Source organism: Nocardia sp. NPDC050408, assembly GCF_044458905.1.
Classification (GTDB): Bacteria; Actinomycetota; Actinomycetes; order Mycobacteriales; family Mycobacteriaceae; genus Nocardia.
This window is the reverse complement of record NZ_JBITIL010000006.1, coordinates 195,620-214,719: the sequence shown is the minus strand read 5'-3', so window position 1 is coordinate 214,719 and position 19,100 is coordinate 195,620. Positions and strand designations below refer to the sequence as shown.

Here is a 19,100-nt window from a genome sequence, read left to right as displayed (position 1 = left end):
ATGGCGGCACCCGCCGAAGCGCCCGCGTGCCGCACGGCCGGCGCGCTGACCAGCGGCCTACTGCGTGAGCTCCACATCTGCTGGTCGTTCAGCGCAGGCGACCTGACGGCAACCGTTGTGCCCGCGACGACTTTCGCCGTCGCGGCTTGGATGAGCACTCGGGCCGGTATCGCGTCACTGCCGCTGGTGTTGGCCGAATGTCTGGTCTATTTCTGGCTTTACATCTACACCTTCAATCTTTCCAACCAGCTGACCGGAATCGAGGAGGATCGCCGCAATAAGCCGCACCGGCCGCTCGTCGTCGGACTCGTCACCCCGCAGGGTGCCAAGTGGCGGCTGGTCTGGGTCACTGCCGCCTTCCTTGTGCTGGGCGCGGCGCTGCGGGTCCTGGAATGGACGGTGCTCTGGATTGTGGCGTGGGCCTTCCACAATCACTTGGGCGGTGCCCGCGCCCTGTGGGGGAAGAATGCGGCGATGGTCGCGGGCACGATCGCCCAACTCGCGGCCGCCTGGCAGATCGTGACTCCCCTGACCCCGGCGGCCTGGACCTGGATCGCGGCGATCGCCATACCACTGAGTGTGCTGGTATCCCTGCAAGATCTGCGCGATATCGACGGTGATCTGGCTGTCGGAAGACGCACCGCGGCAGTGGTTTTCGGCGAGATGGCCTGCCGCCGGTTCTTCGCGGCCGCATTCGCGATCTATCCGATTGCCATGCATTTCCTCGTCTATCGGAACGCACCGACCCCGGCGGCACTGATCGGAGTGGCCGCGGCGCTGCTGTCCTTGGTCATCGCCTACCGCGTGCTGCGGCGGCGCGAGCGCCGTGCCGACCACACCACCTACCTCCTCTACACCTACTGGTACTGCCTGACTCTGGCCAGCGCGATCTTCGCCTTCAGAACGTAGGCGAATCATCATCATCGGCAGGACGCGCCCACGCAGATCCGGGGAGGATCGGATTACCCGAACCGATGAGCGCGACCTGCCCTCGAACACCGCTGCGCCAGCGGCACCGACTGCGGCCTCGGTGTCGCGCGTGCGAAGTATTCGAGACACGGTGTCGGCGACGGTGCCCGGTGATCACCATGTGTTCTCAGCTTAGGGTTGCCTGAACATTTCGACAATCCTATTGGAGCACAACATCATTGGCTAACGCAGGCGTTGTGATCCATCCCAGGTGGGGTGCGCCGGACGCGGCGGGCGTATTCCGATGATCATTGGGGGCATTCACATAGGCGTCGGTCACCGGTTGGGCGCGAACCCAACTTCGCAGTGAATGGTGGGCAACACGGGTGAGGCCTCGCATACTTGCGTCTATAGGGGTTACCGCCGACCCGAGTTGTTCGAACCGGCCGACGAGAAGTGCATGAGTTGGTTACCGACATCATCGATGTGGGCGCGGAATTCACGATCGCCCGGCAAGCACTCTGGGATCTGCTGCTCGAACCGCAGACCTATCCACGGTTATTCGCCGGCATCGGCGGTTGCGAACGCGTGGAATCCCGTACCGATAACGGCATTCTGGAACTGCGGGTCGGCACGCCGGAAACCGGAATACGCACCCATCAGGTGCGGTTGCGGGTGTGCCGCTGGTACGAGAGCTTCGAATTGGAGTGCCTCGGTACCGGCAGTTTCGCCTCGGTCCGCCTGCGCGGCGACGAGGAGCGCACCAAGATCGTCATCACCCTGTTCGCGCCGGGCCGGATGCATCCATCGCTGCCGGAGCAGTCCAATGCCGCGGTGATGACGTGGATCAACAGCGGGTTACAGCACGCGGTCGATGTCATTCGCGGCGCGCACAACTCGGTGCTGGTCAATGCCGAGAATTCGCCGCTGCGGCGACAGGTGGGTGTGGCCAAGCAGATCATGAGCACCGGCGTCGCGCGACCCACCAATCCAGCGACCAGCATCAAACAGGCTCGCTCCCTGACGAAGTGGGGATTCAATATGGCGGGCGGGTATGCGGCGGGGGCGGCGTATTCACCGGACCGGATCGCCGTCGTCGACGACTCCGGTACCCGCACCTTCGCCCAGATGCACGAGCGCACGAATGCGCTCGCCGGGGCCATGGCTACCCTGGGTCTCGCGTCGGGTGATGCGGTGGGACTGCTCTCGCGCAACCATGCGGGCATGGTCGAAACCATGGTCGCCGCCGGAAAACTCGGGGTCGATGTGGCACTGCTGAATGCGGGGCTGTCCGGGCGGCGCATCGAGGAAATCGTGCAGCGCCACCGGCTTTCGGCACTGTTCGTCGACGGCGATCTGGAGCAACTGGTCCGCTATCTGCATACCGATCTGCACCGCTTCAATACCGACGGCCGACCGCCGGTACCCGGTCGATCCACCATCGACGACCTGATCGCGATGGGGCAGTTCGAATTTCGCATGCCGGCACAGCCTGGCAGGCTGATCGTGCTGACCTCGGGAACCAGCGGCACTCCGAAGGGCGCGCGCCGCCCCCATCCGAAGGGTTTCGGCACCATCGCGGCACTGCTGTCGCGGATTCCGCTCGCGATGGATGCGGCGATGCTCATTCCGGCTCCGCTCTTCCACACCTGGGGGCTGGCCGGGCTGCAGCTCAGTACTGCGCTGCGTGCAACGGTGGTATTGCCGGAGCGGTTCGATGCGGAGGATTGTCTGCGCCTGATGGCCGAACACCAGGTCGAGAGCATGATCGTCGTGCCGACAATGGTGAATCGCATCCTCGATCTGCCCACTGCCGTGCGTGCACGCTACGACACGTCGAGTCTGCGCACCGTGATCAGCTGCGGTGCGCCGCTGGCAGGGGCGACGGTCTTACGGTTCATGGATACCTATGGCGAGATCCTCTACAACGTCTACGGTTCCACCGAAGTCTCCTGGGCCACCATTGCCACCCCCGACGATCTGCGCACCGCACCGACCACCGCGGGCCGACCGCCGCTCGGCACGAGAGTCGCGGTGCTGGGTCCAGATCAACGTCCTGTTCCGATCGGCGTCACCGGGCGTATCTTCGTCGGCAACCACATGCTGTTCGACGGCTATGTGAACTCGGCGCCGCCCGCAGAAGCCGATGGCATGCTCGACACCGGGGACCTCGGCTATCTCGATGTGGCGGGCCGCATGTTCATTGCGGGGCGCGATGACGAGATGATCATCTCCGGCGGCGAGAACGTGTTCCCACGTCCGGTCGAGGAGGCACTCGCGCATCTGCCGCAGGTCAGTGAGGTCGCCGTGGTCGGTGTCCCGGATACCGAATTCGGGCAGCGTCTGGCCGCCTTCGTTGTGAAACGCGAAGGCGCGGGACTGGATTCGGATATGATCCGGTCCTATATTCGCAACCGGCTCAGCCGTTTTTCCGTACCGCGCGATGTCACCTTCCTCAACGCGCTCCCCCGCGGCGAAACCGGAAAGATCCTCAAACGACTGCTCATCGGATCCGAGCCCGGCGAACCATCTCCGCTGGGCACCACTGGCTCGGCCTGACCTTATGCGGGTTCCTGCGACGGTGCCGGCAACGCCAGAGTCGGCAGCGCCATCGCAATCGCGAGGACCGCGATGGCGGCCAGCATAGCAATGCTTCCGTCCAAGGTATGAGTGCGGAAGAACACTACGCTGAGCAGCGCCAGCCCGACCGCATTGCCGATCTGCTCGATGGTGGGCAGCTGGCCCGATGCCTCGGCCATTTGGCGCTGCTCCAATCCCGCCAGCATCAGTGGTTGCAGTTGCACGCCGAACAGACCGACCCCGAATCCCGCGATGAAAACCGGGCCGAGCGCCAGGGCGAGGTTCACCTCGCCCGCGGAGATCCGCAGGTAAGCCGCGCCGATCGCCACGCAGCATCCGTACATCGCGATGCCGAATGCGAGTGCCCTTACTCCCCAACGCCTTACAAGCAGCAGCGAGGCGAGGGCACCAGCGCCCGCACCTAGTGCGAACGGTGTCATCGCCACACCGGTGCGCAGTGCGGACCAGTGCAGTTCGTCCTGCAGGGTGATCGATACGGTGAAGACGAATGCGGTGAACAGGCCGAAGAAGCTCGCCACCAGTGCCGCACCGATGGCGAAGCCACGATCGGCGAACAGATCCAGGCGCACCAGCGGACTGCCGCCACGCCGAACCAGCCTGCGCTCATAGGCGAAGAACACCGCGCCGACCGCGAATGCTGCCGCGATTACGCCGAAAGGCCATGGCCGCCAACCGTTCTGCTGAATGTCGGCGAGCGCGGCAAGAAGGGCGAACAGACTCACCGTAGACAAAGCTACCCCGCCCAGGTCGATGCGATCGCGTTCCGGCGGCCTGCCGAGCCGCAGATATCTGAAGCCGAGGACGAAGGCGAGCACGCCGACGGGCAGATTCATCAGGAATATCGAATGCCAACCGAGTCCGGCGATATCAGCGGTGACCAGCGCGCCACCGAGGATCGGTCCGAGCATTCCGGCGAATCCGGCGGTCGCGCCGTATAGCGCGAACACCTGTTGATGTCGATTCGGCGGGAAGCTCGCAATGAGGATGGCGATCGTCTGTGCCGCCATCCCGGCACCCGCGATGCCCTGGCCGATTCTCGCGGTTACCAATTCAGTTGCGCTGGTAGACATTCCGCACCACAGTGAGGCCGCGGTGAACGCCGTGACCGAGACCAGGAATACGGTGCGACGGCCGAAGATGGCACCGATGCGCGCCGCGGTCAGCAGGGTGCACGCGAAGGCCAGCGAATAGCCGGAGACCACCAGCACCTGCGCCGATTGCGAGGCCCGCAGGTCAGCGGTGAGATTTGGCAGTGCGGTATTGACGATGGTCACATCGACCATCTGCATGAAGACCGCGAGGAGGCAACCGGCGAAGGCGAGCCACGCGCCGAATTCACCGCCCGTCCGCTCGTCGGATCGTCGTGTCCCGATCTCCGTCACAGCTGATCCTCCCGAACGCGGGCAATCGAACGCGATGACGGTAACGAACAATCCGGTGGCTACCGCGGGTCAGCGAGCAAAGACTCCGTCAACACACAAGCCGACCGTCACCCAACTTGTGAACCCGCCCAAGTCGCGGCCCGGCCCTGGTCGGATCAGGCCGACAGATCAGTCGACTCGGCTCGCGCCATTTTCACCAGCATGTCGTGCAATTCCTTCGCCAACTTCCCCGCCCGATCCCCGTGCAGCGCCACATCGGTGAACGCATCGAGCAGGGCGAGGCTCGGATCCAATGGGTTGTAGGCGAGACCCGCACTGCCACGCAGGGATTCGGTAATCAGTCGGCGCTGCGCCTCATGCCGGGCCCGAAAGTCCCCCGCGACATCGAGCGCACAACCGTACTCGCGCACAACCGCGGCATACACCGGCCGATCGGCATTGCGCCGCCGCCGCAACCACCTGCGCGGCCGCGCACTCCCGGCTTCCGGAACCAAGGTCGCCAAGGCCCCACCATCGAGCACCATCCAAATCGCCGACGCATCCGACTGCGGCAGCGCCGGAGACGGCCCACCTATTGCGGGCGCGCTATCGTCCGGATCGGTAATCCGTATGCCACGCAAGGCAATCGGATACCTGGTCAGCATATCGACGACCGCCGCGGTCACCTCCCGGACAACATACGTGTCGACATTCGGCCCATCGAATCCAATGATGTCCAGACCGTGCTGCGCCGCCAACTCGACAGCGGTCGTCAAGGTCACCGAATCAACGGACTCCCCACTGGGGCAAGGCATCTCGACATCGGGATACGCCGAGAGTTGTACTGTCTCGGATTCCTGAAAGTAGACCGGGAACGCTACAGTTTCCGGCTCCAACTCCTGCGCTTGCGGCCGCGCCACCTCGGATTCTCGAGCATAGACCGGCACGGGCACCGACTCTGGTCGTTGAACGCAGACCGGCCGCGATGCCGAGTCAGGTTCTTGGACGGGCGCCGCCAGTGGTGGTTCCTGGACGTCAACCGGTAGCTGTGGAATCCCGGGCTCCCAAGCATCCGCCGGTAGCGGCACCGCTGCGGGCTCGGCGACATCCGCTGGCAATGGCACTGCCCTGGGCGGCTGATTATCCACCCGCGGCTGCACAGACTCGGAATTCGAGATGTCGACCGATAGCGGCAGAACATCGGGCTCCCCAAGATCTGCCGATAGCGCCTCCGGCGCTGAGGTCGCGACATCAGCCAGCGACCGCACCCCCTCCGGCACATCCTTATCCAGCGGCGCCCGTACCGTCGCAAGTTCCGAACCATCGGCCAGCCGCGCCCCCGCATCCGGTTCCCGAACATCTGTCGGTCGCGCCACGGCCGCGGGCTCGGCAGGATCGAGCGATTGCGGCGCACCCCCCGGCACATCCTTATCCAGCGGCGCACGTACCGTCGCAAGTTCCGAACCATCGGCCAGCCGCGCCCCTGCATCCGGATCCCGAATATCTGTCGGTCCTGCCACGGCCGCGGGCTCGGCAGGATCGAGCGATTGCGGCGCACCCCCCGGCCCGCCGACATCCGCAGCCTGTCGCGGTACCGTTTCGGGTTCCCCAATATCCACCGGCAGAGGTACGGCCGGGCCTTCCTCGACATCCGCCGCCACGAAGTCCGCAATATCCGACAGCGGCAGAGGGCCTGTCGGTGGCGAAACCCCCTCCGGCGCTTGAATATCCCTCGACGGTCCGATCACCTCCGGATTGGCGGTATCGCCTAGCACACCACTCGGTGCCGAAACGACTTCCGGCTCCCGAAGATCTTCCGAGGGCCCAACCGCTGCGGACTCGGCTGCATCCGCCAGCAACGGCACAGCCGTCGGCGCCTCGATCTCCGCCGGTGGTCGTTGCGTCTCGGGTTCCGAAACGTCGACCGGTAGCGGTGCTGCCTCCGGCTCGCGATCATCGGCCGGTAGCGCCACGGCCGCGGGCTCCACAATATCCAGCGATTGCGGCGCACCCTCCGACTCGCCTACGTCCATGGGCAGCGCCGCCGCCGGCTCCGCAATGTCCACCGACAGCGGGAGGGCGGTTAGCGGACGAACATCCTCTGGAGGCGAAATTACTTCCGACGCAACATCTCGCGACGATCGAAACGCCTCTAGCTTCGCGGTATCGCCCAGTGGACCACTCGGCGCCGCGGTTTCCGGTTCCTGCACATCCACGGGTACTGGAAGAGCCTCGGGCTCCTCAACTTCTACCCGTAGCGCGGGCTCCCCTACATCCATCGGCACAGCCACTGCGATGGGCTCCGCGGCATCCGTCGACAGCGGCATTGGGCCTGGCCGCCGAATATTCACCGGTGGCGAAACTGCCTCCGGCGCTGAAACATCCGTCGTCGGTCGAATTGGCGCCGGCTGCACGGTGTCGCTCGGCGGACCTGTCGGTGTCGACACGGCGCCCGCGTGGACCGTGGTGGGCTGGCGGGGCGGGGTTCGCTCGACTATCGGTGGGACAGAGGTCGCGAATGGGAGCGGTTCCGACCCAGGGAATGTGGAGGGTGCGGCGGGTGCCTTCGGTTTCGCTGGGCGTGGGCGGACCGTGCGTTGGGACCACGGAGTGTCCACTGTGCGACGGGACCACGGAGTTGGTGCGGGCTCACGGACGAATGGGCGGTGTCGACTCGCGGTGTGTTGGTCTGTCGCCGGTTGACCTGATGCGCTGTTGGGGCGCACCGACGCAGATGTGATATCCGAATGCACCGCAACAGGCGGAACGTCCGAGTGCATCGCAAAATGCGCGATATCCGACTGCGCCGCCGCGAATGCCGCTGCTGACCGCACCTTCGCCGATGCACCGTCCGACCGCACCTCCGCAGACGCCGCAGCCGACAGCACCTCCGCAGATACCGCACCCGACCGCACCTCCACAGCCGCCACGTCCGACGCCGCCGCAGATACCGCACCCGACGACACCTCCGCAGACGCCGCAGCCGACAGCACCCCTTCGGACGCACCAACCGACTCCGCCTCCGCGAATTCGATCGCGGCCTTGAGCTCAACGACGGTTCGGTTGGCTTCGACGATGAGGCGTTCCAACCTGGTCACCATCGCCCGCAGTTCGCCCGGGTCGAACCGCGACCGCTGATTCACCGAGGTCTCCTGCTGTGTCGTTACCGCGGTCAGGTGCAACCGGGTGTGCTGACCCGTAACCACGGTCCGATTCGCGTGGACCCGAAGACGGACAGTGGCGCAGTCAATTTTCACTCAGGTCGTCAAACCTCCCGAGATTGGGAAGTCCGCGCCTTGCCCGGCTCGGCCGATTCGGGCAGGGTGCATCGGTCGAACTCAGAGGGCGCCGCCACCTCCGATCAGCCATGGGTTGAAGCTGCAGTCCAAGCTCGAATGGTGCGCGGGATCCAGAGCCTCGAGGGCGATCGAAGCCGCACGCGGCGAGTACATCATGGTCAGGTGGTCGGACAGATCCTGTTCGCAGCCGTCCTGCAGCGTGATGTTGTCGACTGCGGCATCCGGCCCCGCCTGCAGGAACGTCCAGTTGTAGGGATTGGTGACCTCGTCGTAGCGCGACCCGACGACCGTGTAATCGACACCGGGCACGGTATCGCCGTTCGCGTTCAACCGTGCGTAGAACGAAGACCCCACCGCCTGTTCGATATTCGACAGCCCGACGATCGGCTCGTAGAAACCGAGGATATTCACACCGAGGTTATTGATGGCCCGCCCCAGCAACGCGATGCCCATCAACGACGTGCCGTGGTGTGTCGCACCGAAAGTGACCAGCTTGCCGACCTTATCGGCACCTCCGTCGAATTTCAGGTACTGATTCGCCACCGTCCCACCCTGCGAATGACCGATGATATCGACCTTCTCCGCCCCCGTGGCCGCGCGCACCCGCTCCACGAAATCCGCCAGCTGGCGCGAGGATTCGGCCATCGGCCCGACTCCGTAGCGACCGGGCAGCAACGCACCGATTCCGCCGCCGTCCATCAGTCCCGATCGCCCGAAATTGAAGGCGAATACGCAGAATCCCGCCCGCGCCAACTGCGGCGAGAGATAGGCGAAGGTGTCGAAAGCGTTAAGCCAGGTGCCGTGCAGTAGCACCACCGGGTTCGGATGTTCGGCACTCGGCTTGCAGTCCCACCGGTTCGAACCCGCGGGCGCGGCGTCAGGGTTCGTGAGACCGTACCCGAAAGCCGCAAGAGCCGCGGTCATTTCGGGCCCCTCACCGACGGTATTGGATGCGATGCTCTTGGCCCAGCCCGATCCACTTCCGGTATCCACGATCGCCCGCGGCTGGCGCCCGTCCGGAGCCGGCGCCAGCCCCGCGTTGATTTGTTCGACGAGGAATTGCTGATCGGATTCGGCGGGCTCCGCGCCCGCCGCACCGATCCCGAGACCGTGCGCCACGGCCAGTCCAGCGATGAGGGCGGCACCCGCGAAGGTACGGCACCCGCGTTGCTTCATTGCAAACATTTCGTACTTCCCATCCCGATCGGTTCCGCGCCACGCCGGTCGCTATGCCATGGGTCACAGATCGATCGAAATGTGATGGCCGCCATTGTGATTACGCGGTATTCGAAATCTAGGACGGTCATTAGACGACGTCACTACACGGCATGACGAATAAACTCCGCACTGGTTTGTCGTCGACGACAAAGTTCTGGTTGAGAAAACCGAAACGTTGAAGTGCGCCCTGTCGTCGGCAACAATCGGCGCATGGCAATCGCCCCGACCTCGGCCACCCGAGATGCCCCATTGGTGACCCGGCTACTGACCCGGTGGCCGCAGATCTCCGAACGCATGCTCGCCGAGGGCCTCGGTGCGACCCCGCCCGCGACCGATCTGCCCGAAGGACATTTCACTGCGGAGGTGCTGCCCGCGATTTACGCCTGCGGCCGCGCCGTATTGCAGGCCATCGGCGAAGACCGCGAATTCACCGGCGCCGAGGTCGCGACCTTCGTGGCACCGGTCGCCGAGCGGCATGCCGAAGACCGCTTTCCGCTCTCGATCCTGATCGAGGCAATCCACGGTTCGGCGCAGTCGGTGCTTGCCGAAGCCGCCGCACTTGCGACGCCCGAGGAAATGGCCGATCTGGTCCGAGTCGGCTCACGCCTGCTCGATCTGCTCAAGCACATCAATATCATCGTCGTCGAGACCTACACCGCGGTCGAACAATCCATCTATAACGCGGAGCGGGAAGCCCGCCGCGAACTGTGTTCGGCACTGCTGCGCGGCCAACCCGCGGATGAACAGGCCGCCCGCGCCGATACCCCGCTCAGCGAGCGGTATACGGTGCTCGGCATCCATATCGATTCCGAAGACCACCCCACCTCGGTCGCTGATCTACTGGCGCGGCGACGGATACGGATCCTGCACCGCACCCTCGATACGATCAGCAACGGCACCGCGCTGGTGACCTTCGACGGAGCCACCGGAATCGCCCTTCTTCCAGCGTATTCCGACGAACCGAAACTGACGAGATATGCCGCGCTGGCGGCGGACCTGGCCGAACAATTCGGTGCGGCAGCATATCTGGCCGAATGGCCGGCGGTCGCACGTGCCGAACTGCCCGATGCCGCGACCGAAGTGGCCGAGCTCGCAACGCTCGCACGTCTACTCGGCCGCCCGACCGGAACCTATCGACTCGACGATCTACTGCTCGAATACCAACTCACCCGGCCGGGCCACGCCCGTGACCGGCTGGCCGAGCGCATCATCCCACTGCTGAGCAACCCCCATCTCCTGGAGGCGTTGGAGGCACATCTGCGCTACGGCTCCGACCGCAAGGCAGCGGCGGCACGACTTCATGTGCACCCCAACACCTTCAGCTATCGACTGCGCCGCATCGCCGAGCTGACCGGCATCGATCCCACCGACCCGCACAACTCCCGCCTGCTCGCCGCATCACTCACCATCCAGCGCACACACCAGCCGCCGGATCTGCAGCGGTGAGACGTTCAGGCGCCGATCCGGGCGACCGTTTCGGCGACTCGTTCCAGGTGATCGGTCATCGCCGCACGCGCGGCCTCCGGCGCACCCGCCTCGATGGCCCGCACGATGGCTTCGTGCTCGCGGTCGGAGTCGGTGCGGCGGTCCTGGGTCAGATTCAAGAACTCCGATTGCAGGTCCAGCGCACGGCGGGTGTCGGCGACCATGGCGGTCAGCATCGTATTGCCGCTGGCGGCCGCGATCGCGGTGTGCAATTCGCCGTCGTAGCGCACCCATTCGTGCGCATCCGGGGCAGCGGCCAGCTTGTCCAGGATTTCGAACAGCTGGTGCACCTGGGCCGGCGTGCGGCGCTCGGCGGCGAATCCGGCGGCCGGTATTTCGACGAGCCGGCGCGCCTCGATCAGGTCACCGGCCCCGACGCCCGCGAAGGTCGGCTGGGTATCGGCGTTCTTTGAGACGACGAAAGTGCCTCGGCCGGTGTGGGTTTCGGTGAGCCCGAGGATGGCGCAGGCATGTAGCGCCTCACGGACCACCGGCCGACTCACCCCGAACTGCTTGGCCAGCGCCAGTTCTGCGGGCAGGCGATCGCCCACCGCGTAATCGTCGCTCTGGATGAGGCTCTTGAGCCGACGAAAGACCGCTTCGGTGGCGCCGATGCGCTGCACGTACCCTTCCTCGACCGTCACGCGACCCAGTATGGCATTGACAGTCGCTGTGACCCCCATTACAGTCAACCTGTCTTACAGCCTGACAGCCTTACTTCTCAGGGGCCGAATCCGGCCCACGGAAGGTTTTCGATGCAACACCACGACCAACAGTCGATCGCCACCCCCACGCCCGCACCGCGGATCGATATCGGGGACCTCGGCTACCAGAAGCGGCTGCGCAAGCGCCATATGCAAATGATCGCGATCGGCGGATCGATCGGCACCGGACTGTTCCTCGGCGCCAGCGGTCGGATGTCGCTCGCCGGACCGTCCCTTGCCCTCGTCTACATCGTGTGCGGAATCTTCACATTCATGGTGGTGCGCGCCCTCGGCGAACTCGTCATGTACCGGCCTTCGTCGGGGGCGTTCGTGTCCTATGCCCGCGAATTCCTCGGTGAACGCGGTGCGTACACGGTGGGCTGGCTGTACTTTCTGAACTGGTCGACGACGCTCGTCGCCGACATCACGGCGGTCGCGCTGTACGCACACTTCTGGTCGTTCTTCGTCCACGTGCCGCAGTGGGTGCTGGCGTTGATCGCGCTGACGGTCGTCGTCGCGCTCAACGTCATGTCGGTGCGACTGTTCGGCGAACTCGAATTCTGGTTCGCGCTGGTCAAGGTCGGGACCATTGTTGTATTCATGGTGCTGGCCATCGGATTCATCGTCACCGGCACCTCGGTCGGCGGGAACGATCCCGGCATCTCGACGATCACCGATCACGGCGGACTCTTCCCGCACGGACTTGCACCGATGCTGACCATCGCGCTCGGTGTGGTGTTCGCCTTCGGTGGCACCGAAATGATCGGCGTCGCAGCGGGTGAAGCCGACAACCCCCGGCTCGTGGTGCCGCGCGCGGTGAACTCCATCATGTGGCGGATCATCCTGTTCTACGCGGGCTCGGTCATCCTGTTCACACTGCTGCTGCCGTGGACGGCCTACTCCCCCAGTGAAAGTCCTTTCGTAACGGTGATGAGTTCGATCGGCATTCCGCACGCCGGTGACGTGATGAATCTGGTGGTGCTCACCGCCGCGATGTCCAGCCTGAACGCCGGGCTCTACGCGACCGGCCGCACTCTGCGCTCGATGGCGGTGGCCGGCGCGGCACCACGTTTCGCACAGCGGCTGAACCGCAATGGCGCCCCGTACGGCGGCATTCTGATCACCAGTGTGGTCGGCATCGCGGGTGTGGTGCTCAATCTGGTCATGCCGCAGAAGGCCTTCGAGATCGTGCTGAATCTGGCCGGACTCGGCATTGTCGGCACCTGGGCGTCGATCATGATCTGCCACTGGATCTTCGTGCGCCGCGCCGAGCAGGGGCACTACCGCAGGCCCGCCTTCCGGCTGCCCTTCGCTCCGGTGCTCAATATCCTCACCCTCGGCTTCCTGCTGGCGGTGATCGTGCTGATGTTCTTCGACGACGAGATCGGGCGCATCACGCTCGCGGCATTCCTGCTGGTCATCGCCGCGATGGTGGCGGGTTGGTACCGGGTGCGTGGACGGTTGGAACCTGACGTGCTCGCGCCGATGGAGGGCACCAGCACCGGATCGGAGAGCTCGTGACCTCGGTCGCTACTGCGCAACGCGTTTCGCAGATCAGTGTCGATATCCTCTACACCGGTGGCACATTCGGGATGGTCGATCACGGTGACGGACTGCGCCCGCGCCAGGGTCTGGACAGTGAAATCGCCGACGTCATCACGCGATTCGAGCGCGAGAACGGTATCGCGGTACGGTTCGGCTACACCGAACTCGACCAGGTCATCGACAGTTCCGATGCCGGGGCCGACACCGCCCGCCGCATCGCCGGACAGGTCCGGTCCGGCATCGAGGAGCGGCGGCCGGACGGGGTCGTCGTCGTGCACGGCACCGACACGATGGCCTACGTGGGCGCTCGGATGGCATTCGAGCTACGCGATATAGAGGTGCCCGTCGTGCTGACCGGAGCGCAGATCCCGCTGGGGCTTCCCGGTAGCGACGCACGGAGCAATCTGACGCTCGCGTTGAACAGCATTGCTGCCCAATCGGTTTCCGGAACGTTTATCGCCTTCGGAAAGTCGCTGCATCCCGCGGTGCGTGCCAGCAAACGCGCGTGCGACGACTACGACGGATTCAGCACAGTCCGGGAATACACACCACCACCCTCGCCGCCCCGGCTGCCGGAAATTCAGTCGCGCCCGGATCGCATGCCGGTCGGCCTGTTCACCGTCTTTCCCGGAATGCACCCGGACCTCCTCGACGTGGCACTGCGTCACTACCGAGGCGGACTCGTACTCGAGTGCTACGGCTCGGGCACATTACCGCTGCACGGTTCAGCAACAGTCGAGGCAATACGTGCGGCCACCTCACGCGGGACGCCCGTCGTCGTCATCACCCACTGTGACAGCGGCACAGTCGATCTCGACCGCTATCAACCCGGCCGGGCCATGCGGGGTGCGGGTGCCATCGGTGGCCGCGATATGACCCGGGAGGCCACGCTCGCGAAACTCGGCTACCTGGTCGACATCGGCCTGTCCGGTAGCGAGCTGCACCGCTGGATGACGACGAACCTGCTCGGCGAACTCTCGAATCCCCCTGCGACACAGCCGATCCCGCACACATCAAACTGAACAGGAATCCGATGACCGAAAGCACTCGCACCGAACGCGATTCCCTCGGCACCCGCGCGGTACCACGCGAGGCCTACTGGGGCGTCCACACCGCGCGCGCACTGGACAATTTCGCTATCACCGGCGACCGCATCGGGAATTACCCGGCACTGATCACCGCGCTCGCCGCCGTCAAACAGGCCGCCTGCCGCGCCAACCGAGACCTCGGCCTACTCGATTCCCGCCGTGCCGAAGCTATCGATGCGGCCTGCGACGAGATCCGCGCTGGCGCATTGCACGACCAATTCCCCATCGATCCCATTCAGGGTGGGGCCGGTACCTCGACGAATATGAATGCCAACGAGGTCATCGCCAACCGCGCACTGGAGTTGCTCGGCCACGACCGCGGCGGCTACACCGAACTGAATCCGCTCGATCATGTGAATCTGGGCCAGTCGACCAATGACGTCTACCCGACCGCGGTGAAGCTCGCCATCGTGCACCACATCCACGATCTGATCGCGGCATTGAGCCGTCTAGCGACCGAATTCGACAGCAAGGCAATCGAATTCGCCGACGTAATCAAGATGGGTCGCACCCAGCTCCAGGATGCCGTACCCATGACGCTCGGGCAGGAGTTCGGCACCTTCGCGATCATGATGCGCGAGGACTGCGCCCGCCTCGACGAGGGCACCGCGCTACTGCGCGAATGCAATCTCGGCGGCACCGCGATCGGGACCGGCATCAACGGCCATCCGGATTATCCGGCGCTGGCCTGCACCCATCTCGCCGACATCACTCGGATTCCGGTGTCCTCGGCCGCCGACCTCATCGAAGCCACCCAGGATTGCGGTGCGTTCGTGCAGATCTCCGGCATCGTCAAACGCGTCGCGGTCAAACTGTCCAAGATCTGCAACGACCTGCGGCTCATGTCCTCGGGACCGACGACGGGTCTGGGGGAAATCTCCCTTCCCCCAGTACAAGCCGGATCATCGATCATGCCGGGCAAGGTCAATCCGGTAATCCCGGAGATCGTCAACCAGGTCGCATTCGCGGTCATCGGCAACGATATGACTGTCACCATGGCCGCCGAGGCGGGCCAGCTCCAGCTCAACGCCTTCGAGCCGATCATCGCCTACAGCCTGCTGCGCACCACCGCGCATCTCACTGCCGCCATCGACACTCTCGCAACCAGATGCGTCGCGGGAATCACTGCCCACCGCGACCACCTGGAACAGGGCGTGCGCCGCTCCATCGGTATCGTCACGGCCCTCACCCCCCACATCGGCTACGCCGCCAGCGCCCGAATCGCGAAGCAGGCCTTGCACACCGGCCGCCCGGTCGAGGAAATCGCCACCGAGCTCGGCCTATTGCCAGCCGAAACCGTGAAATCCCTACTGGCACCGCACCGCCTCGCCGGACTGCCGACTCCGGCAACCGAAGCTGCTGCGGCGCAGTAGTGGCGCCTCGTCCGGTCTACGGTTCGGCATGCAACACGCCGAACACGCCGACATCGGCGTGGCGACATAGATATGCGTGCCAGTTGGGCTAACATTGCAGCGCTGTGCGACGTGGCGGCGTTCGCGCAGCGAACGGGGAAGGAACTCGCCCGGCAACACGGTGTGTTGCCGGGCGGGTCAAAAATATTCCGCCGCATGGCCGCTGTTCCCGGTCCCAACGGCCCAGCGCGCTGGACGAGACCGTCGGCGTCCTCGCAAGCCTCCCCGCGCGAAGTCGAAACCCGCTCTGCCCGAAGGCACCTCGCCCCTCGAGCTAGGGGACGAAGTTCGCTCGACACTCGCCGACGAATTGCTGGGCACCGCAGGCATTTCCGTACATGATCTTGCCAGCGGTACCGGCCATCACGGCACAGCGGACTCCAGTCGTGCCCACCCACAGCCGAACAGCGCGAATCCGGCGAATGTCGCAGGACGATGTCGCACAGTCCGGGTCCGAGCCCACTCCCGAAAGGTGCTGCTGCAACCGGTATTCGGACAAATCGGTAGGTGATACTCCCAGCCGGAAGGACCGTCGCGCACATGCAAGAATCGTCCGCGATGATCACCTATCTTGAAGCGACTGTTATCGGTGCGGTACAGGGGGTCACCGAGCTGTTCCCGATCTCCAGCCTCGGTCACTCCGTGCTGATCGCCGCATGGGTGGGAGGTGATTGGCGGAAGTTATTGGTCCAGAACGACTCCGGCGCAGGCAATCCCTATCTCGCGTTCGTGGTCGCGCTACACGTGGCGACCGCTGTGGCGTTGCTCGGGTATTACTGGCGCGACTGGTGCTCGATAATCTCCGGTTTCGTCACGTCGCTGCGCACCAGGCAACTCGATACCGTTCCGCAGCGATTGGCGTGGCTGATCGTGATCGCCTCCACGCCGGTCGCCATCCTCGGGCCGCTGCTCGTGCATCTGCTACACGCACTGTTCGAGGGGCCCATCGACGCGGCCATCTTCCTGACTCTCAATGGCGTCGTGCTGGTAATCGGTGAGGGGCTGCGCCGACGCAACGAGCCGACGCTGGCGGAATATGGGCGACGTTTCGCCCTCACCGCCGCATCGCATCCAGCCCGCCAAACGGACCGGCGGCTGGCCGCCCTCGGGGCGCGCGATGCCGTCGGTATCGGATTCGCCCAAGCCGGCGCCCTGCTGACCGGGTTCAGCCGCGCGGGCCTGACCATGGTCGGCGGACTGTGGCGCGGTCTCGAACACACGCACGCGGCCAAATTCGCCTTCCTGCTTGCCACTCCGGCAATCCTGGGCGCCGGGATCGTGGAAATACCGGAGCTGTTCGGACCGGAAACCGACGGCATCCGAGGGCCGGTTCTCGTCGGCGCGATCGTGTCGGGCACATCGTCCTGGCTGGCCGTGCGCTACCTCGAGCGGCACTTCCAAACTCGCACCCTGCTACCGTTCGCAACGTACTCACTGGTCGTGGGACTGCTCTCGATCATCCACTTCAGCTGAATCCATATTCGACAAACAGGTTTCGAACTCAGATGACAACACCGACCTATGACGAATTCGGACTGTTCGCCGAGAATGCGGCCGAGGCCGGGCTGGCCTGGTCCGGTCCGCCACAGGTGCAACGGTTCTCGGTCGACATCGGCTCCGGTCGCCACATCAGTGGCCTGCGCTGGGGTGACGGCGAGCCGGAGATGGTGCTTCTGCACGGTGGCGCGCAGAACGCGCACACCTGGGACACCGTGGCACTGGCGCTGGATCGCCCCCTCATCGCGTTCGACCTGCCCGGTCACGGCCATTCCGACTGGTGGCCAGATCACCTGTACACGCCACACCGGCTGGCCGACGCGGTCGCCGCCGCTGTCGAAACCGTGGCGCCGCAGGCGAAGGCGGTCATCGGCATGTCCCTCGGTGGGCTGACCGCACTGCGACTCGCCGCGGGCCGCCCGGCTCTGGTGCGCCGCCTGATCGTCGTGGACGTCACCCCCGGCACCAACGACAACCCGCACAAGACCGCGGCGATAGTCGCATTCGTCAACGGCCCCACCGACTTCGGCTCCTTCGACGAGATCCTCGAGCGTACCGTCGCACACAATCCGGGCCGGTCGGTCCAGTCGCTGCGGCGCGGAGTGCTACACAACGCGCGCCAGCGGGATGACGGCCGCTGGATTTGGCGCTACGACCGACTTCGCCCGACCGCCGACGGCTCGCTCGACTTCAGCCCCCTTTGGGACGACGTCTCCGCCGTACAAGCACCGTTGCTGCTCGTACGCGGCGCACGCTCACCGGTCGTCGACGACGCCGACGTCGCGGAACTGCTCCGCCGCCGCCCCGGCGCACGGGTCGCGATCGTCGACGGCGCCGGACACTCGGTCCAGGGCGACCGCCCCCTCGAACTCGCGGCCCTCATCCGTGACTTCGCCTTCCCCGCTGAATGAAATATTTCGGCGCGTTCGGATTGAACTTATTCGAGTCGAGCGCTGTCAATGTCATGACCGGCGCCGCAACCCCATACCGATCCCGTATGCCGCGGCGGGAACATACATATCGCTACCGGCGAAGCGCCGATCGGGCGAACGCGGCGTTCAGGCGGTTCCGGAAGGGACTGCGTGGCGGGGTGTCGGCGGCGGCGTGGAGAGCCTCGGTGAGCAGGCTGATGGGTTCGGTGCAGGTGGTGTAGCGGGCGCTCGGATCCTTTGCGAGCGAACGGTGCACGATCGTGTCGACCTCGGCGGGGATCCAGTGTCGGCGCGCGGAGATATCCGGCGGCGCGTCGTGCAGGTGGGCCTGCGCGGTGGCCATGAGATTTCCGCGAGGGAACGGCGGGCGGCCGGTGAGCAGTTCGATCGCGGTAGCGATCAGCGCGTACTGGTCCGTCGCCGGGCATACGGCGCCCGCCCGCAACAGCTCCGGCGCGGCATACGGCACCGAGACGACGACGAAACCGTTACTGGCCAAGGGCGGTTCCGGCCGGTGCAGCCATCGGGCCTGGTCGAAATCCGAAAGTTTCACCGTCGCGGGATCGTCCACACCCACCAATAGATTCGCCGGTTTGACGTCGAGATGGACTATGTCGTTGGCGTGCACGAAATCCAAACCGGCCGCGACCCGGCCCAGCACATGTAGCACCCGCCGCAGGTCCGGATGTCGGTGCGGCATCGGCACCAATGTCGAACCCGTTGCGCCGGCGACGTACTCGTGCGCCGACCACAGCCTGCCGTCGGTTTCACCGTGCGTGTACATCCGCACGATATTGGGATGCCGTAGCACCGACAGGATGTCGAACTCGTGCACGAATCGCGCTCGCGCCTCGGGTGACCGGCTGTCCTCAGGGCCCAGAATCTTCAGCGATACCGGCCGCGACCGTTCCGAATCCTCGGCCAGATACACATCGCTGCTACCGCCATGACCAAGCCGAGCCTGCACAACGAATCCAGCAAACCGGTCATTCGGTTCCACTACCACCGCCACACCGTAGTTCGCCGACGCCCGGCATCGGTGGCGCAAC

The 19,100-nt window shown here is 65.1% G+C and carries 13 protein-coding genes; 8 read left to right on the top strand and 5 right to left on the bottom strand.

Annotated elements, in window-relative coordinates; genetic code table 11:
* Positions 1 to 909 carry a UbiA family prenyltransferase gene (locus tag ACIBJI_RS20365; protein ID WP_397085224.1) on the top strand — a complete coding sequence of 303 codons (909 nt, stop codon included), beginning with the start codon at positions 1 to 3 and terminating at the stop codon, positions 907 to 909.
* Between the two features lie 465 nt (positions 910 to 1,374).
* Positions 1,375 to 3,468, top strand: a complete 2,094-nt coding sequence (locus ACIBJI_RS20360; RefSeq protein WP_397085478.1) for an AMP-binding protein — start codon at positions 1,375 to 1,377, stop codon at positions 3,466 to 3,468.
* A 2-nt stretch (positions 3,469 to 3,470) separates the two neighbouring features.
* On the opposite strand, the gene ACIBJI_RS20355 is transcribed toward ACIBJI_RS20360, so the two are convergent.
* From ACIBJI_RS20355 to ACIBJI_RS20345, 3 genes are all read right to left on the bottom strand, one after another.
* Entirely contained in the window at positions 3,471 to 4,892 is a 1,422-nt protein-coding gene (locus ACIBJI_RS20355; protein ID WP_397085222.1) for an MFS transporter, read from the bottom strand.
* Positions 4,893 to 5,047: 155 nt separating this feature from the next.
* Complete coding sequence (locus ACIBJI_RS20350; RefSeq protein WP_397085220.1) at positions 5,048 to 6,904, bottom strand: hypothetical protein; 1,857 nt, start codon at positions 6,902 to 6,904, stop codon at positions 5,048 to 5,050.
* Positions 6,905 to 8,209: 1,305 nt separating this feature from the next.
* Complete coding sequence (locus ACIBJI_RS20345) at positions 8,210 to 9,346, bottom strand: esterase/lipase family protein (RefSeq protein ID WP_397085218.1); 1,137 nt, start codon at positions 9,344 to 9,346, stop codon at positions 8,210 to 8,212.
* A 252-nt stretch (positions 9,347 to 9,598) separates the two neighbouring features.
* Here ACIBJI_RS20345 and ACIBJI_RS20340 point away from each other — a divergent pair, with 252 nt between their 5' ends.
* Positions 9,599 to 10,834 (top strand): PucR family transcriptional regulator, encoded by a 1,236-nt coding sequence (locus ACIBJI_RS20340; RefSeq protein WP_397085216.1) that lies wholly within the window; start codon positions 9,599 to 9,601, stop codon positions 10,832 to 10,834.
* Between the two features lie 5 nt (positions 10,835 to 10,839).
* Here the strand turns inward: ACIBJI_RS20340 and ACIBJI_RS20335 are convergent, their stop codons facing one another.
* On the bottom strand, positions 10,840 to 11,517 hold the full coding sequence (locus ACIBJI_RS20335; RefSeq protein WP_364345950.1) for an FCD domain-containing protein: 678 nt from the start codon (positions 11,515 to 11,517) through the stop codon (positions 10,840 to 10,842).
* A gap of 111 nt (positions 11,518 to 11,628) precedes the next feature.
* On the opposite strand from ACIBJI_RS20335, the gene ACIBJI_RS20330 reads away from it, so the two are divergent.
* The 5 genes from ACIBJI_RS20330 to ACIBJI_RS20310 all read left to right on the top strand — a co-directional run bounded on the left by ACIBJI_RS20330 (position 11,629) and on the right by ACIBJI_RS20310 (position 18,030).
* A complete protein-coding gene (locus ACIBJI_RS20330) occupies positions 11,629 to 13,098 on the top strand; it encodes an amino acid permease (RefSeq protein WP_397085214.1) in 1,470 nt (489 codons plus the stop codon).
* Complete coding sequence (locus tag ACIBJI_RS20325; RefSeq protein ID WP_396956632.1) at positions 13,095 to 14,144, top strand: asparaginase domain-containing protein; 1,050 nt, start codon at positions 13,095 to 13,097, stop codon at positions 14,142 to 14,144. The genes ACIBJI_RS20330 and ACIBJI_RS20325 overlap by 4 nt, the downstream gene beginning before the upstream one ends.
* A gap of 11 nt (positions 14,145 to 14,155) precedes the next feature.
* Positions 14,156 to 15,583, top strand: a complete 1,428-nt coding sequence (locus ACIBJI_RS20320) for an aspartate ammonia-lyase (protein WP_397085212.1) — start codon at positions 14,156 to 14,158, stop codon at positions 15,581 to 15,583.
* A 579-nt stretch (positions 15,584 to 16,162) separates the two neighbouring features.
* Entirely contained in the window at positions 16,163 to 17,095 is a 933-nt protein-coding gene (locus ACIBJI_RS20315; RefSeq protein WP_396956631.1) for an undecaprenyl-diphosphate phosphatase, read from the top strand.
* Positions 17,096 to 17,127: 32 nt separating this feature from the next.
* The gene (locus ACIBJI_RS20310) at positions 17,128 to 18,030 is read left to right on the top strand and encodes an alpha/beta hydrolase (protein ID WP_364345940.1); all 903 of its coding nucleotides are present in this window, start codon (positions 17,128 to 17,130) and stop codon (positions 18,028 to 18,030) included.
* A 112-nt stretch (positions 18,031 to 18,142) separates the two neighbouring features.
* Here the strand turns inward: ACIBJI_RS20310 and ACIBJI_RS20305 are convergent, their stop codons facing one another.
* Positions 18,143 to 19,057, bottom strand: coding sequence for a serine/threonine-protein kinase (locus ACIBJI_RS20305; protein WP_364345938.1), 915 nt, complete (start codon positions 19,055 to 19,057; stop codon positions 18,143 to 18,145).
* Between the last annotated feature and the right edge of the window lie 43 nt (positions 19,058 to 19,100).